This window comes from Acutalibacter intestini, assembly GCF_034334985.1.
GTDB classification, from domain to species: Bacteria; Bacillota; Clostridia; order Oscillospirales; family Acutalibacteraceae; genus Acutalibacter; species Acutalibacter intestini.
This window is the reverse complement of record NZ_JAWXXL010000001.1, coordinates 20994-37528: the sequence shown is the minus strand read 5'-3', so window position 1 is coordinate 37528 and position 16535 is coordinate 20994. Positions and strand designations below refer to the sequence as shown.

The 16535-nt window shown below is 55.5% G+C and carries 11 protein-coding genes; all 11 read left to right on the top strand.

What is annotated here, in order from left to right; genetic code table 11:
• Positions 1 to 4 precede the first annotated feature (4 nt).
• Complete coding sequence (locus U8U68_RS00130; protein ID WP_322198827.1) at positions 5 to 733, top strand: DUF3801 domain-containing protein; 729 nt, start codon at positions 5 to 7, stop codon at positions 731 to 733.
• Positions 734 to 746: 13 nt separating this feature from the next.
• Complete coding sequence (locus U8U68_RS00125) at positions 747 to 1667, top strand: ArdC-like ssDNA-binding domain-containing protein (protein WP_322198826.1); 921 nt, start codon at positions 747 to 749, stop codon at positions 1665 to 1667.
• The gene (locus U8U68_RS00120) at positions 1664 to 3442 is read left to right on the top strand and encodes a VirD4-like conjugal transfer protein, CD1115 family (RefSeq protein WP_322198825.1); all 1779 of its coding nucleotides are present in this window, start codon (positions 1664 to 1666) and stop codon (positions 3440 to 3442) included. Before U8U68_RS00125 ends, U8U68_RS00120 begins: the two co-directional genes overlap by 4 nt.
• Before the next feature lie 23 nt (positions 3443 to 3465).
• Positions 3466 to 3822, top strand: coding sequence for a TrbC/VirB2 family protein (locus tag U8U68_RS00115; RefSeq protein ID WP_322198824.1), 357 nt, complete (start codon positions 3466 to 3468; stop codon positions 3820 to 3822).
• Between the two features lie 6 nt (positions 3823 to 3828).
• Positions 3829 to 4692 carry a hypothetical protein gene (locus U8U68_RS00110; protein WP_322198823.1) on the top strand — a complete coding sequence of 288 codons (864 nt, stop codon included), beginning with the start codon at positions 3829 to 3831 and terminating at the stop codon, positions 4690 to 4692.
• Between the two features lie 12 nt (positions 4693 to 4704).
• On the top strand, positions 4705 to 5079 hold the full coding sequence (locus tag U8U68_RS00105; RefSeq protein ID WP_322198822.1) for a PrgI family protein: 375 nt from the start codon (positions 4705 to 4707) through the stop codon (positions 5077 to 5079).
• Positions 5055 to 7394: a VirB4-like conjugal transfer ATPase, CD1110 family gene (locus U8U68_RS00100; protein WP_322198821.1), complete on the top strand. Its 2340-nt coding sequence runs from the start codon at positions 5055 to 5057 to the stop codon at positions 7392 to 7394. Before U8U68_RS00105 ends, U8U68_RS00100 begins: the two co-directional genes overlap by 25 nt.
• Positions 7395 to 7556: 162 nt before the next feature.
• Complete coding sequence (locus U8U68_RS00095; RefSeq protein ID WP_322198820.1) at positions 7557 to 7931, top strand: type II toxin-antitoxin system HicB family antitoxin; 375 nt, start codon at positions 7557 to 7559, stop codon at positions 7929 to 7931.
• A 2-nt stretch (positions 7932 to 7933) separates the two neighbouring features.
• Positions 7934 to 8269 carry an S-layer homology domain-containing protein gene (locus tag U8U68_RS00090; protein WP_322198819.1) on the top strand — a complete coding sequence of 112 codons (336 nt, stop codon included), beginning with the start codon at positions 7934 to 7936 and terminating at the stop codon, positions 8267 to 8269.
• Positions 8254 to 9225 carry an S-layer homology domain-containing protein gene (locus tag U8U68_RS00085; RefSeq protein ID WP_322198818.1) on the top strand — a complete coding sequence of 324 codons (972 nt, stop codon included), beginning with the start codon at positions 8254 to 8256 and terminating at the stop codon, positions 9223 to 9225. The genes U8U68_RS00090 and U8U68_RS00085 overlap by 16 nt, the downstream gene beginning before the upstream one ends.
• Before the next feature lie 168 nt (positions 9226 to 9393).
• Positions 9394 to 16524, top strand: a complete 7131-nt coding sequence (locus U8U68_RS00080; protein WP_322198817.1) for a VaFE repeat-containing surface-anchored protein — start codon at positions 9394 to 9396, stop codon at positions 16522 to 16524.
• The last annotated feature ends 11 nt before the right edge of the window (positions 16525 to 16535 follow it).

Here is a 16535-nt window from a genome sequence, read left to right as displayed (position 1 = left end):
TACCGTGTTCCGGGTGACATACAAAGGCATAGCCTATGTGTTCCGTATTATCGAGGAAGCGGCGCAGATGGCGAACCGCAGCAATGCCCGCCTTGCCGGGGTCATGGCTGCTATGAACCAGCAGGATTACAGAACCCGGAGCGCCATGGAGATGGAACGGATGCTCCAGCAGGGCAAGGGCTTCTGCCAGTTCGACCTCATGGAGAAAGATTACAAAACATTCTATGACGCGGCTATGGCGGCGGGGGTGCGGTTCTCCTGCGTCACGTTGGACAAGATTCATGAACCCGGCAACAGACTGTTTACCATTTTCTGCTCTCCCGACCAAGCGGACATCGTGAACCGCATTATCGAGATCAACGAGCTGAACGGCGTGAAGTCAGCCGACTATGAGCAGGAATCGGCCAGAGAGGTCACGCCCCAGGAGGTAGAGGCCATGACCGAGGACGAGCTGCGCCGGCGCAACCAGGCCATGAACGCCGACTTCATCACACAGTTTATGGACGAGGTGCAGCCCCACGCCACCCCAAACCCTACTACCCCGGCGGAGCGCGGGAGCGCTGCTCCGTCAGGGGGCTTGTCAATGTCTACCGCCAGCGGGCGGCAATCGGTTCGGGAGAGGGTCATGGAGATTCGGCGTAACCAGGCCGCGCCCCAGCCCAGCCGGGAGGAAGTTGCCCGGAATTTTTATGAGGCCAATTTGAAAAATCTTAGCGTTTCCACACGCGAATAAGGAGTGATTATTTTTGAACGAGAAAATCGAGTTCAGCCAGTTTGTAACAAGTCAGAAGCAGCTCCAGGAGGAAACCGGCAAGCTGACCGCCGACACCGTGGAACGTGTGTGGGGCGACATGGAGCAGTTCCCCCGCCTGCTGGACGTGGTGGAGCGGTTCAACCTCGCAAGCGGAACTTTGGGCGGCGGCAGCGCCAATGCCCTGCTGATTTACGCTCAGTGCCCCACGGCTACCCGGCTCGGCTCCTTTGAGGACTGGAAGAAGGAGCAGGCGTATATCCGTAAGGGAGAGAAAGGTTTGCGGATTTATGTCCGCAGCCCCGGCAAGGAGGACCCCAAGACCCACCGCACCAAGTATTTTTACAACGTGGAGCACCGCTTTGATGTGAGCCAGACCACGGCCCACTCCCAGCCCGAGGAAGTCACTTGGGCCGAGCCGGTGGATATCGTCAAGGCCATTGCCAAGGCAGGCCCCTTTTGGGTCAGGTATGACCCGGATATTCCCGATGGCGTGGACGCCACCTACATTCCCGATCTCCGGGAGGTGCGCGTCCGGCATGGGCAGACCGCCGAGGAGATGTGCTTTCCGCTGCTGACGGAGTTCTGCCACTACGAGCAGCACCGGCTCATGGGCAAGACCTATGAGCGTAACGCGGAGACCAGCTTTGTGGCCTACTGCGGGGGCTATGTGCTGGCGCGCCGGTTTGGGGTCAGTGCGGAAAAGGCCACCTTCCAGCGGGAGGTGTTCCCGGAGATCGTCAGCGGTAATGTGCAGGAGAAATGCGGGGCCGTGAAGAATCTGCTGTCGAATATCATTCGTGCCAGCGGCATGGCCGGGCAGGAGATTCAGCGGGGGATCGCCGAGATGGAGCGGGACTTCGGGGAGTATGTCAGCAGTCCACGGTATAGGCCAGAAGAAGCTCGGGCTGTATGAAACCCGGTCAGGACAAAGCTCCGGCCATCGCGGTAGGTATTGCCGGGGGGGTGGTAGCTGTCTGGCTGGGGATAGCGGTCGCGCCGGGAGCAGCCGGTGGACTGAAAGGTATGCTTTCGGCGCTTACTGCCGCCTTAAATGCTCCGTTACGCTTTCATATTGTGCCGTATACCCCGCGCTGTGTGCTGGTGTGCCTGTTCCTGTATGGGCTGGCGGTGCTGATGTTCGTGTCCTCTGGCATGAACTTTCGCCGGGGAGAGGAATACGGCAGCGCCAAGTGGGGCAGTCCCCGCGCCATTGACCGCAAGTATCGGAACCGCAAGAGTCCCAGTGCCAACCTGATTATGACTCAGCACGTTGCCATCGGCAGCTCTCAGGAGAGTATGTACCGGCACCGGCGAAACCTCAACACTGTGGTGATTGGGGGCAGCGGCTCCGGCAAGTCCACCACCCATGTGCTTATCAATCTCTTGCAGGCCAGCCACTCCTATGTTTGCCTTGACCCGTCCGGAGAAATGCTCCGGGCTACCGGGAACTACCTCAAAGAGCATGGGTATACCATCCATGTTCTCAATCTGATGGAACCGGAGCGCTCGGACAGATTCAACCCGTTTTTGTACTTGCGGAACGATGATGATGTAGAGCGCATGGTAAGCAACTTTTGGAAAGCAACCTCTGAGCAAGGGGCACAGAAAGGTGAACAGATTTGGGACGATATGGCGAAGGAGCTGCTTTCAGCTCTCGCCTATTTTTTGTATTACGAGGCCCCGCCAGAGGACCAGAACTTCCCCACCATTCAATTCCTGCTCCGCAACATGGCGCTGGTGGAGGGTGAAAAGGATAGCAGCCCGGTTGAGCAGATGTTTTCCGAACTGGAGCAGCGCGACCCGGAGCATATCGCCCTAAAGCACTACCGGGCGTACCATTCCGGCGCGACCAAAACCTTGCAGAGTATTCAGATCACCTTACTGTCCCGGCTGGGAAAGTTCAACCTGGAATCCATAGAACGGCTATCCACCACCAACTCGGACGATTTGGGTCTGCTGACCGCGCCGGAGGAAAGGACGGTGATTTTCGCGGTCACGCCGGTTGCGGATTCATCCTTTAACTTTTTTGTGAGCCTGCTCTATGGGCAGCTCTTTGAGATTCTTTACGACTATGGAAACCGGCATGGAGAGCTGAAAGTTCCCATGCACATCCTCATGGACGAGTTTGCCAACGTGACGCTCCCCAAAGATTTTGAGCTGCGCCTTGCTACATTCCGCAAATACGGCATATCTGCTTCGATTATTTTGCAGGATATGAGCCAGCTAAAGGCCCTCTATGAAAAGCAGTGGCAGGCCATGATGAATAACGCCGATTTGTTACTGTATTTAGGCGGCAATGAGAGCGGCACCCATGAGTATCTCTCCAAGCTGCTGGGCAAGCAGACCATCCGCACCAACACCTTCGGCCAGTCCAAGGGCCGTTCCGGGAGCTTTTCCAAGAACGAGCAGCAGCTGGGCCGGGAGCTCATGACCCCGGACGAAATTCGTATGCTGGATAACAAACTGGCCCTGCTGTTCGTGCGCGGGGAGCGGCCCATTCTGGACGAGAAGTACGACTTCAAGCGCCACCCCCACATCAAGGAAACGACCTACGGCGGGGCCGCGCCCTATGTCCACAACGAGCTTACCCACGTTGCCGCCAGCTTTGAGCCGGTGATGGATTTGACGCAGGAGCAGGTCATGGCTTTGCCCGAGGCCAAACCTGTGTGGTTCACATTTATTGACTAATCTAAAACGAAAGGAAGTTTGCAATGAAATCGAAAAGACTTTTTTTGAAATTGAGAAAGCTGCTGGCGGTGTTCGCCGCCGTCATGGTACTTATGAGCTGCGCTGCTATCCCGGCACAAGCTGCGGGCGCGGACGCGCTTACCATCCGCCCTCTCACCACCGGGGTGACGGAGGTGGACACCATGCTCACCAACCTCAACGAGCTTATCACCGGGCTGGTGAAGGTGATCGGCGGCATCCTCTGTATCTACGGTATCTTGCAGGTGGGTATGTCCTTCTCCGGCCACGACCCCAGCCAGCGCATACAAGGGCTGATGTGTATAGCCGGGGCAATCATCATCTTCTTCTCGCCGGAAATCCTGACCGCGATTCAGTCCTAAACGCCTATGTTCATACAATCCATTCTCGACCTCTTTGGCTTTGCCACAGAAACGAGCTACAATTTTCTGACCCAAGACCTAGAAGGCTTCGCCCCAAATGTGGCCCTGGCTATGGAGAACATCAACAACGGCTTGCAGGCGTTCTCTTACGCCCTGCTGGTGATTCTGACCCTCTGGAACGTGGTGAGAACTGCCGGTTCCTATGTGGAACTGAAAAGACCAGAGCACGTTTTCAAGTTGTTCATGCGGTTCATCCTGACGAAATACAGCATCGCGGTGGCATGGCGGCTGGTCAACGGTATCTTCATGATTACCGGCGCGCTCATTACCAAGGTGTTCATCACCAACGGTCTGACGGACGGCAATATGTGGGCTGGTATTACGGCCCCCGACTTCGACGATACCGGCATACTCAAAATTATATCAAACCTCATGGCGGTTATCAACCCACTGTCGCAGATACCCTCGCTACTGCTGGGGCTGATCGGATTTATCGTGGCAGTAGTGCTGTCCGTGACCCTGCTGCTGACGGTCATAGGCCGCTTTTTTAAGATATATTTATTCGCGGCACTGTCCCCTATTCCGCTGGCAACCTTCGGCTCGGAATCAACCCATTCTATTGGGCAGAACTTTTTGAAATCTTTTGCCGGAGTGAGCTTGGAGGGTCTGACCGTAGGGCTGGCCCTTATTGTGTTTTCGGCCTACGCCAGTTCCCCCGTGGTGGACTTCTCCGGCCTGGGGCTGTTCGACTGGATCGGCGACGCGGCGGAGGAAATGGCCTATATGTACAGCCTGATTTTCAATATGCTCCTGCTGCTGGGAATCATCAAGGGGGCCGACCAAGTGACACACAAAATTTTCGGATTGTAAGGAGGATGAAACGTGCAGATCAAAGCAAATCAAGACGTGCGGGAATACAAGGAGGTGGTCTACTTCGGCATGACCCTCCGGCAGCTCATTTTCTCCGGGCTGGCCGGGGCGGCGGCGCTGGGGGTGTACCTGCTTTGTAACCGCAGGATGAGCATGGAGGCCGTGAGCTGGCTCTGCGTGGCGGCGGCGCTGCCCTTTGGGGCCTTCGGTTTCGTTCGCTGGCATGGGATGGCCTTTGAGCAGATCATAGGAGTGCTTATCCGCTCCCGGCTGACGCTGGGCAAGCTCGTGTTTTTTCGGACAGATAACCCCCACAAGGCGCTGATTTCCAGCTACCTGCGGGAGAAAGGAAAGGTGAAAGATTGTTACCAAGCGAAAAGAAAATGAAGGCCCAGCACAGGGACCGGTTCTATTACAAGCGCCCCCGCTCCACCCAGGACCTGATCCCCGTGGACATTGTGTACCCGGACGGAATGTTCCTCAGCAACGGAAATATCTACTCCAAAAGCTACCGGTTTTCCGATATCAACTATGACACTTTGGAGGACAAGGCCAAGGAGGGCGTGATCCGCGCCATGAAGGCGATGGCGCAGAAATGCACCTTCGGCCAGCTGGCCCAGATCACGCTGGTGAACCGGCACATCAACCGGGAAATGCTGGACCGGCTGCAATATCCTCAGCGGGGGGACGGCCTGGACGGGCTGCGCGGGGAGATGAACGAAATTCTGGAAAGCCAGGCGGGCCGGGGCAGCGGCATCATCCAGGAGCGATACTTTACCATGTCCGCAAACAAGTCCTCCGCCAGGGAGGCACAGATCCACTTTGACCGGGCGGGCAACGAGATCGGCCTGGCCTTTGCGGGCATGGGGGCGCGGTTCGCTCCCATTGAGCTTTCGGAGCGCCTGCGGATTTTGCATGACTTCTACCGCCCCGGCGATGAAAACTACTGGCAGTTCGATTTTGAGGACCGGAAACGGCGGAAGATCAGCTTCAAGGACAGCATTGCCCCCATGAGCTTCCTTCCCGCCCCGGATTGCGTGAAAATCGGCACGAAATATGTGCGGGTGCTGGCTATGACTAAGCTGGCGGCTTGGGTGGACGACGACACCGTGACCAATCTCATTGGACTGGACACGGAGATGATCCTTTCGGTCAGCTTCATGCCCGTGACTACGGACGAGGCGGTGAAGCATTTCCAGAGGAAGCTGGATTCTCTGGAGGCCAACTCCATGCGGTTCCAGCAAAAGCAGCTTCAGCGGACCCACATCGCCGTGCCGGAGCCCTACAATTTCCGCAACGAGCGCAACACCATGACGGACAGCCTCAACGATATCACCGTCCGTGACTGCGGGCTGGTGGTGCTGACCGTTACCCTGGCCCACATGGCCTCCAGCCTGGAAAAGCTGGACGCGGACACGGAGCTGATCCGCAATGTGGTTCGCGGCAATAACTGCGACCTAAATGTTTGCACCGAGCAGCAGCTGGACGCCCTGAACACCGTGCTGCCCTTTGGGCTGGACCGGATTTCCATTGACCATAGCATCACAACGGAGACGATGGCGGCTTTGGTCCCCTTTAAGGCCCAGGAGATTTGCGACCCCACAGGGGTACTGTATGGCCAGAACGCAGTCACCAGAAATCTGGTCGTCGTTGACCGGCTGGCTAAATCGTCCGGAAACGGCTTCGTGCTGGGCATGACTGGCGGAGGAAAGTCCTTCTTCTGCAAAAATGAGCTGGTGTCCCTCCGGCTGAAATATCCCCCGGATAAGGCCGACTTTTTGCTTTTAGACCCCGAGCAGGAGTATGGGAAGGTGGTCACTGAGTTGGGCGGCGAGGTGTACCATGTAGGCCAGGACAGCATCAACCCCTTTGACCTGGAGCTGGATATGGACGAGCGGAACCCTCTGGCCTATAAGACGGAGTTCATCACCACCTTCTGTGAAAAGGTCAGCGAGGGGGACGGGCTGGACGCGCAGACAAAATCCCTCATAGATCGGGCCATCCGGGCTGTTTACAGGGATTTCTTGAAGTCGAAAGGCAAGTACCGGCCTCCTCTGCTGGGCGATTTCCGACTTGCCTTGCAGAAAATGAACAATCCCCGCTCTGAGGAACTGGCGCTGTCGTTGGAGCGCTTTGTGGACGGTGCGCTCAACACGTTTTCCAAGCCCACCAACATCGACACCGGCAATAGCCTGATTTGCTATTCACTGAGCGGTCTGCGGGACCAGATGAAACCCATAGGGACGCTTATTACCCTGGACCACCTGCTGGGCCGGGTCATGCGCAACTATAAGGCCGGGAAAATCACCTTCGTCTATGCGGACGAGTTCGCTCTGCTGTTTCAGGACGAGGATACCGGCAAATTCTTCTCTAACCTCTGGCGGCGCATACGCAAATATAACGGCTACTGCACCGGCGCTACTCAGAACGTGGAGGAGGTGCTGGACAGCGAATCCGGGCGGGCCATGCTCTCCAACACGGACTTTGTGGTCATGCTGAATCAGTCACCTTCCAATGCCCAGCGGCTCTCCGAACTCTACAAGATTACAGAGAACCAGCGGACCTACTTCACCAATACCCAGCCGGGCCACGGCCTCATGAAGATCGGCGGGGCAATGATTCCCTTTGTCAGCACTATCCCGGCTGATACCAAGCTCTACCGGCTGCTCTCCACAAATCCCAGGGAGGGAAAGTGGAATTGAGCATAAAACGAATTTAAGAAAGTAACCACAAAAAGGTTGCAATTTGTATTGAGGTATGCTATACTTAGGTCAATGAAAGGGAGTTCATGAGTTAAAACAAGTTTTAACTCAGCAAGTTTTCCTTTTCTACGAAAAGTAAAACTGAGAAAGAGGATGAATCAAATGCAAGCCCGAAACACACTTCAATACAAAAACTACACCTGCCTTGTGTCCTATTTCAATGTCAAGGACTGCCTGACCGGGCGGGTCCTGGGGATGAGCCAGATTCCGTCCTTTACCTCCAAGACCATTGAGGGGATCAAGGAGGAATTTCACCGGGCGGTGGATGATTATATTGCCGCCTGTGAGTTAGAGGGGAAGAAGCCCGCCCAGGCTTTCACCGGGAACTACACGGTTCGCACTTCTCCAGCTATTCATGAGGCGCTGGCCTTGTATGCGGCCCAGCAAGAGGTCAAGTTCTCTCAAATCATCCAGCAGGCATTCAATGAGTTCATCAAGAACCATGATATTGAAATACCAAACAGGGAGGGTAAGTGAAAATGAAAAAACTGGTTGCAGCCTTATTGGCACTAACAATTATGCTGGCCGGAGTTTCCGTACCGGCACTGGCAGCGGCAGAGAGATTCTCAGATGTGAAACCAGGAGCATGGTACTACACGGCGGTGGACTATGCTGTGGGAAAGGAGCTGTTTCAAGGCACATCTGCCAACACTTTTTCGCCCAACGGGACCTTTACTCGTGGCATGACCGTCAAGGTGCTGGGGGATATGGCGGGAATCCGCAAGGAGGATTATCCGGGAAGCCGGTTCTCCGATGTTCGTCCCGGCCAGTGTGGTATGCGCCCTATGTGGAATGGGCCGTGGAAAAGGGCATAGCGGAAAGCGCGGGGAATGACAGCTTTGCTCCCAACCGGAACGTGACGCGGGAAGAGATGGCGGTCATTTTCTATCGGTATGCGGAGTACATCGGCGCGGAGCTTACTGTCCGGGCGGGGCTGCTGGAGCAGTTTTCCGATGGACAGCGGGTCTCGAAGCCAGCGCGTTACTCAATGGAGTGGGCTGTAACCCACAAGGTTTTCCAGGGCAGCGGGGGCAAACTGGAGCCCCAGGGGAGCATTACCAGGGCCCAGGTGGCGCAGCTGCTCTATAATTGCCGGGACTTGTTTGAAATTGGGAATAGGCCCCAGGTCCCGGAAAGTACGCCTACCCCCGATGTGTCTCCCGATCCCTCTCCTTCGCCAGACACGAAGAAGCCGAAAATTTCTATATCGGATGAGGTCCGGGCCAAGCTCAAGCCTAACCAGGACCCGGAGATGATTCTGGATTACGTACTCCGTGGAAAAAAAGATGATCCTACTTTTTCCTTCGATGGCACAACAGCAATGTGGGATTCAACCTTGTCGAAATCCAAGGGAGTTGGGAAACTATATTTGGGCTCTTGGCTCAGTACAGAGGATGAGATGCAAGGTTCGTCGGTAGTGGCAAATGGATTTGTAATGATGCTAACACATACCGCAAGTGACCGATTCACTATCACAGCAGATGATGAAACTGGCAGTTTCTGCCTTTACTATCACCCGACCGACAAGTCCGACAGCTCCAAGATGCAAAAAATCAAGTCACTTCTCGATTTACCAGCCTCAATTCAGTATGACCGCAGCCTTTGCTATGAAGGCGCAGGCTGGGCTGGTCCGCTGCGCTGGGAACAGTATGGCGGCGCACAGGGGATAGCCATGAAGATTGAGTATTATCTGACTGACATGCACCAAGCGATACAGTATTATTTGGCGGAGCCGGAGCCGGGTGTGTTTTATCTTCTATACGGCGAATAGGTCAGTTCAGCGAAAGCCTTTCTGGAAACAGAAGGGCTTTTTTCTTTGCGACGAAAGGGGTGATGCCTATGGGTAGAGAATCAGAAATAAAAGGTGGTGATACGGGGCAAAATGCCCATGCTTGTAAAAAGATGCACATTAGTATAATCATTTTGAAAGGATGATGTTATGCAAAAAATCTTAAAAAGAACACTCTCTTTGATTTTGGTCGTGGTGCTCTGCCTGAGCGCTCTGCCGCTCTCGGCTTTTGCCTCTGAGCTTACGCCGGGTGAATCTGGCCCTACAAATGAATCATCTGGCGAGGCCTCTGTGGATAGCAGCCAGCCCGATTCCGGCGCGGAGCCTACTGCCAGCCCCACCATAACAGCTACACCCGGCCCAGAGGAATCCTTGCAGCCGGAAGAAAGTACAGAACCCCAACCCACACCGGAGGCAACTCCTTCCCCCGCTCCTTCCGCGGAGCCGGATGGCACCCCGGAACCGTCCTCTGAGCCGGATAATCCTTACGAAACCGAGCTTTCTCAGATGGAGGCAACACAAATCTGGCCCGCCCTCCGGAGAGCCAGGGCCAGAGCAGCTGCTGGCGTAGGCACAGCAGGTGTTCTGCAGATGGGCTACTACTGTTTTAAGTCTGAGGTGGGTACGCTTACCACATTGGGCGAGTATGTAAGCCAGCTGCCAGCCAAGACTATGATCATTAACGGAACAAATATAGCCGCGTATTGCCTGGAACATGAGAAGGGCGCAACCGGCGGAACCCCATATACATGGGCAGATATGTCGGTGAATGCACAGGATACTGTGGGTACTATTATGGCCCTTGGTTTCCAGTGGAGCGCCGCTGATTTCTGGAACGGCCCCAGCGACAACGGCGACAAGTGGGCGGTCACTCAGCTGCTCATTTGGGAAACTATCAACGGCCATGCCTTTATGCAGGGAGACGGCCTCTTTGGAGTGGAGGCCGCTGTGGACGCGGACATGGAGAAATGCGCGCCTCATGCCTATAATCCTACCAAGTTTTTGCAGTATTATCGGGACCTCAAGAAACGCCTCAACGACTACATGAAGATACCCAGCTTTGCGAATAAATCCGCCGATAAGGCAAATACAATCACTATGCGCTGGGATGGAAATAAATATAGTGCTAGTGTCACAGATACAAATGGTGTATTAAGCAACTACAATTTTGCGGGAGCTATCCCAGGAGTAACCATTTCCGCCAACGGTAATTCCTTAACTCTTTCTACGAGCGAAGCAATCCCCACACCTAAAACATCTTCGCGGATTAGAAATCAGAGGGCGGCTACTGGTGGCAAAGGGGCTGTTGCAGTCTGGCGCACCAGCGATGCCAGCCAGCAGAGCTTCGCCACCTACAATGCGGACGGCGGCGAACCCGTGAGCTGCTACATCAAGGTCAAAACGGATGCTACGGGCACCGCCGGTCTTGTCAAAACTGCCGAGGACGGCAAGGTTTCCGGCATCTCATTCCGCATCGATGGCAGCGACGGCAGCAGCACCACCAAGACCACGGATGCCAACGGCAACATCGACATCGACGGCTTGCCCATTTATGATGCCAGCGGGAAAAAGATCACCTACACCGCCACAGAACTCAATGTTCCCAACCGCTATATCAAGCCCCAGTCCAAGACCTTCCAGCTGACCGAGGGGCAGACCACTTCCGTACAGTTTGAGAACAGGCTGAAAAAATGGAGGGTGAATGTCACTAAATCCGACAGCAAGACCGGCTCCACGCCCCAGGGCAATGGCTCTCTCAAGGGCGCAAAGTACGGCGTTTATAAGGGGAACGAGCTGGTTAAGGAGTACACCACGGATGAGAAGGGGCAGTTCACAACCGACTACTATCCCTATGGTGACGACTGGACGCTCCGGGAGATTACCGCCAGCCCCGGCTACCAGGTGAGTACAGTAGTCACCAAGCTATGTGAGATTCCCGCCGGTTCTACCCAGGAAAATAACGAGAACACCGCCGCCGTGAAGGAGGACATCCTTCGGGGCGGTCTTTCTATTGAGAAACGGGATTCTGTCACCGGCAAAACACCCCAGGGCGACGCCAGCTTTGCGGGGATTGTGTTTGAGATCGTCAACAAGTCCAAGAACCCCGTAGAGGTGGACGGCAAGGTCATTGCTCCCGGTCAGGTTGCCAAGGAAATTACCACAAACGCCCAGGGCATCGCCACGACTGGGCCCAACGCTCTGCCCTATGGTGATTACCTCGTGCGAGAAAAGGCCACCAACGCCTCCATGCGCAAGACCTTTACGGAGGAAATCTCGGTGAAAGTCGCTGAGAATGGCAAGGTCTACACGTTCACCGCAGAAAATGACGTAGTGCGCGGCGGGCTGGCCGTACAGAAACGGGACAGCCAGACCGGCGAAACGCCCCAGGGCAACGCTGATTTCGCCGGTATTGTCTTTGAGGTTGTCAACAGCAGCGCCAACGCTGTGGTGGTGGGCGGCGAAACCTTCGCTCCCGGCCAGGTGGTGACAACGCTGACCACCAACGAGAACGGCTACGCCAGCACCGCCAACGATCTGCTCCCTTACGGGCGGTACACTGTGCGGGAGAAATCCACCAACGCATCCATGCTGCTGACCTTCCAGCCTCAGACTGTGAATGTCAACGAGGACAAGAAGTTGGTCACGGTAACTGCCAACGACGATGTGGTCCGGGGCGGTCTGAGCGTCGAGAAGCGCGACAGTCAGACCGGGGCTACTCCCCAGGGCGACGCTAATTTTGCGGGGATTGTGTTCGAGATTATCAATGATTCCAGGAATCCCGTCATGGTCGACGGAACCAGCTGCGCTCCCGGAAAGGTGGTCAAGGAGATCAGCACCAACGACCAGGGCATGGCGGCTACCGGTCCCAATGATCTGCCCTATGGCGATTACATTGTGCGTGAAAAGTCCACCAACGCCTCCATGCTCAAGACCTTTACCGAGGAAATCCATGTAACAGTCTCCGAGAATGGGAAGGTCTACACCTTCACGGCGGAAAACGATGTGGTGCGGGGCGGCATTGCCATCGAGAAGCACGACAGCCAGACCGGGGCCACACCCCAGGGCAATGCGGATTTTGCCGGTATCACCTTTGAAATCGTCAACAACAGCGCTAACCCCGTTGTGGTGGGAGACAAAACCTGCGCACCCGGCGAGGTGGTGGCCACTATGACCACCGATGAGAACGGCCACGCCAGCACCGCCGATGATGCCCTGCCATTTGGCCGGTATCTCGTGCGGGAAAAGGAAACCAACAAGTCCATGCTGCTGACTTGGCCGGAGCAGGAGGTCACGGTCAGCGAGAACAAGAAGGTGTATTCTGTCACTGCCGTTGACGATGTGGTTCGCGGCGGGCTGGCCGTGGAGAAGCGGGACAGCGTTACCGGCTCCACTCCCCAGGGCGATGCGGATTTTGAGGGCATCACCTTTGAGGTTATAAACAACAGCCGGAACCCGGTTATCGTCAATGACAAGAGCATCGCTCCTGGCGAGGTGGCGCTGACCCTGACCACCGATAGCGAGGGCAAATGCAGCTCTGCGCCGGATGCGCTGCCGTATGGGGAATATATCCTCCGCGAAAGCGCTACAAATGACTCCATGCTGAATACCGCTCCCGATCAGACTGTCACCATTGATGAACACCTCAAGGTGTATGATTTCCAGATGGATAACGAGGTAGTTCGGGGCGGTATACTCATTGAGAAGCGCGACCTGGAATCGAAGCTGCTCACTCCCTTGGGCGGCGCAAGCCTGGATGGGACGCTGTTCGAGATCACCAACAAAAGCCGCAATGCTGTGTATGTGGACGGCGCGCTTTATGAGCCGGAAACGGTCTGCCTGACCATTGAGGTCAAAGACGGCGTAGCGCAGTCCGATGTGCGGGCACTGCCTTACGGCACTTACACTCTTTCCGAAAGCAAGCCTGGCGTCGGCTATCTCTGGACAGACAAGAAAGTCCGTGATTTTACCGTCCGCAAAGACGGCGAGGTTACAGAGTTCCGGGAGGGTGACGCGGCCTATAACCAGGTGAAGCGTGGCGACCTCAAGTTCGTCAAAGTGGGCGAGAAAAATATGCACCGCTTTGCGAACGTGGCTTTCAAGCTGACCTCTCAGACCACTGGGGAGAGTCATATTCTCTGCACAGATCAAAATGGAGAAGTGCGTACCGAAACTAAGTGGAACGCCCACAGCCTCAATACTAACGGCAATGACGATAAGGCTGACGGTGAATGGACTGACGAGGCGGGTACCTGGTTTGGCAAGACCACCGAGGACTGGATGGTGGAAACCCAGGATGGGCTCTGTGCCCTGCCCTATGACTACTATACGTTGGAGGAACTTCGCTGCGAGGGCAATAAAGGCTATGCGCTGGTGACGGTTCCCAACATTTTCATCAGCCGCGACAGCACCGTGATTGAGCTGGGCACCATTGACGACCATGAGGAAGGGATGCCGGAAATCGGCACTACTGCCACCGTTGATGGTGAAAAGACTGCCGAGCCTCTGAGCGAAGTCACCCTGGTTGATACCGTGCGCTACTCCGGCCTGACGGCTGGCAAGACCTATAAGCTGTCCGGTGTTCTCATGGAGAAAGAAACCGGCAAGCCTCTGGAGATTGACGGCAAGCAGGTCACGGCAGAGAAAGAATTTACACCCAAGTCCGAGAGCGGCATCGAGGAACTGAGCTACACCTTCAATGCTTCTGCCCTGGCCGGGAAGTCCGTGGTGGTGTTCGAGGACCTCTTCGAGGGCGAGAACAAGGTCGCCAGCCACGCGGACATTGAGGACGAGGGCCAGACTGTGACCTTCACTGAGCCGAAGATCGGCACTACCGCTACTGCCAATGGGGAGCACACCGCCCAGCCGGTTGGGGAAATCACCATTGTTGATACGGTGAAATACTCCGGTCTTATTCCTGGCAAGGAGTACACGGTTAAGGGTGTGCTTATGGATAAGGCAACCGGCAAAGCCTTGATGGTGGAGGACAAGGAGATCACCGCCGAGGCAACTTTCCGGGCCAGCAAGGACGAGGGCAGCATTAACATTCCCTTTACCTTTGACGCTTCCGCGCTGGCTGGTAAGACTGTCGTTGCCTTTGAAACCCTGTATCGGGATAAGCTGGAAGTGGCTGTCCATGCGGATATCGAAGATGAAGACCAGACAGTGACCTTCAGCGAGAAGCCTGATATCAAGACCACTGCCACCGTCAATGGTGAGAAAAAGGTCAAGCCTGTTGAGAAAATAACCATCACCGATACAGTCAGCTACACCGGCCTGACTCCCGGTAAGACCTATAAACTCTCCGGTGTTCTCATGGATAAGGCCAGCGGTGCGCCCCTCCTGGTGGACGGGCAGCAGGTCACTGCTGAGAAAGAGTTCACCCCGGATAACGCCAGCGGTACAGAAGAAATGGCCTTTACCTTTGACGCATCTGCTCTGGCCGGGAAGTCCGTGGTTGTCTTTGAATCCCTGTACCATGAAGGCAAGGAAGTGGCCGTTCATACGGATATCTCCGACAAAGACCAGACGGTTGAGTTTGAAGAACCTGACAAGCCCGAAATTCGGACAAAAGCCACGGTTGATAACGAGAAGAAAGCAGAGCCCAAAGAGAAAGTCACCATCACCGATACTGTCAGCTACACGGGCCTTACCCCCGGTAAGCCCTATAAGCTCTCCGGCGTCCTTATGGACAAGGCTAGCGGTGCGCCCCTCCTGGTGGACGGGCAACAGATCACCGCTGAGAAGGAATTCACTCCTGAGAGTGCCGCTGGCACAGAGGAAATCGCCTTTACCTTTGATGCTTCTGCTCTTGCCGGGAAGTCTGTGGTAGTCTTTGAAACTCTGTATCATGAGGGCAAGGAAGTAGCAGCTCATGCGGATATTGACGACCTGGGCCAGACCGTAGAGTTCGAGGGACCCGAAATCAAGACCAAAGCCACCGTGAACGGCGAGAAAGAGGTTGATCCTCTGGAAACCGTAACCCTCACCGACACCGTGACCTACCGCAACCTGATTCCCGGCAAAACCTATCAGGTCAAGGGAGTTCTTATGGACAAAGGCACCGGTGAGAAGTTGTTGGTGGACGGCAAGGAAGTCACCGCCGAAAGCATTTTCATTCCCGAAAAGCCCACAGGCAAGGAAGAAATCACCTTTACATTCCCCGCAAGCGCTTTGGCTGGTAAGACTATCGTGGTATTTGAGAGCCTGTATCATGAGGCCAAAGAGGTAGCGGTCCACGCCGATCTGGAGGACGAGGACCAGACCATCGTTATCCGCCGCAAGGGTGGTCTGCTGATCCGCAAGACCTCTGAGGACGATTTTGTGGAGGGTATCTCCTTCATCGTGGCAGGCGAGGGTTACGAGGAGACCTTCAAAACTGACAAGCGTGGCGAGATTTATGTGCAGGACCTGGTTCCCGGCGAATACACCGTTACCGAGGTGGAGAACGATGTGACCGTCAAGTACATCATAGAGGCGGGCAAGACCGTTACTATCACTTCCGGGGACGAAGTTGCTGAGGTGGAGTTCCACAACAAGCTCAAACGCGGCTCAGTCTATGTGGTAAAGACTGCCGAGGGCGCTCCCAGCGAGAACCTCTCCGGCGCGGAGTTCGCGGTATACGCTGACGTGGACGGCAACGCCGAGTTTGACCCGGAAACCGATACCCTGTTTGGCAAGCTGAAATATGCGGAAAAGGAGTATTCGTTGGACGGCCTGCCCATGGGCGGTTATTTCATCCATGAAGAAAAGGCTCCCGAGGGCTACACCGCTGACGATGGGTACTATTTCTTTAAGCTGACCGAGGATGGCGAGCGTGTGGAAGTTACCAACACGGCTGACAAGGAGGCCGGTTTCGTCAACAAAAAGCAGACCGGCTCCCTGCGAATCGTTAAGGTGGAGAAGGGCACGACCACCCCGCTGGCTGGCGCTACATTCTGCGTCAAGGACGAGAACGGCCAGGTGGTAGCCGAGGGCAAGACCGATACGGATGGCGTGATCGTCTTTGAGGACCTGCCTTTCGGCAGCTATGTTTACCAGGAGGTCTACGCCCCCGAGGGCTACAAGCTGGACGATACCGAGCACAAATTTGAAATCAACGGCAAAAATAACCAGGTGGAAGTCACTGCTGAGAACGAGAAGATACCCACCACGCCCTCTAAGGATGTTCCCAAGACCGGCGATACCCGGCCCAATCCCTGGCTGATCGGCGGCGCGGCCCTGCTCATGCTGGCCTGCGCTGGGCGGCTGCTCTGGTATCTGCTGAAACACCGCCGCGCATAAGAAGGAGAATC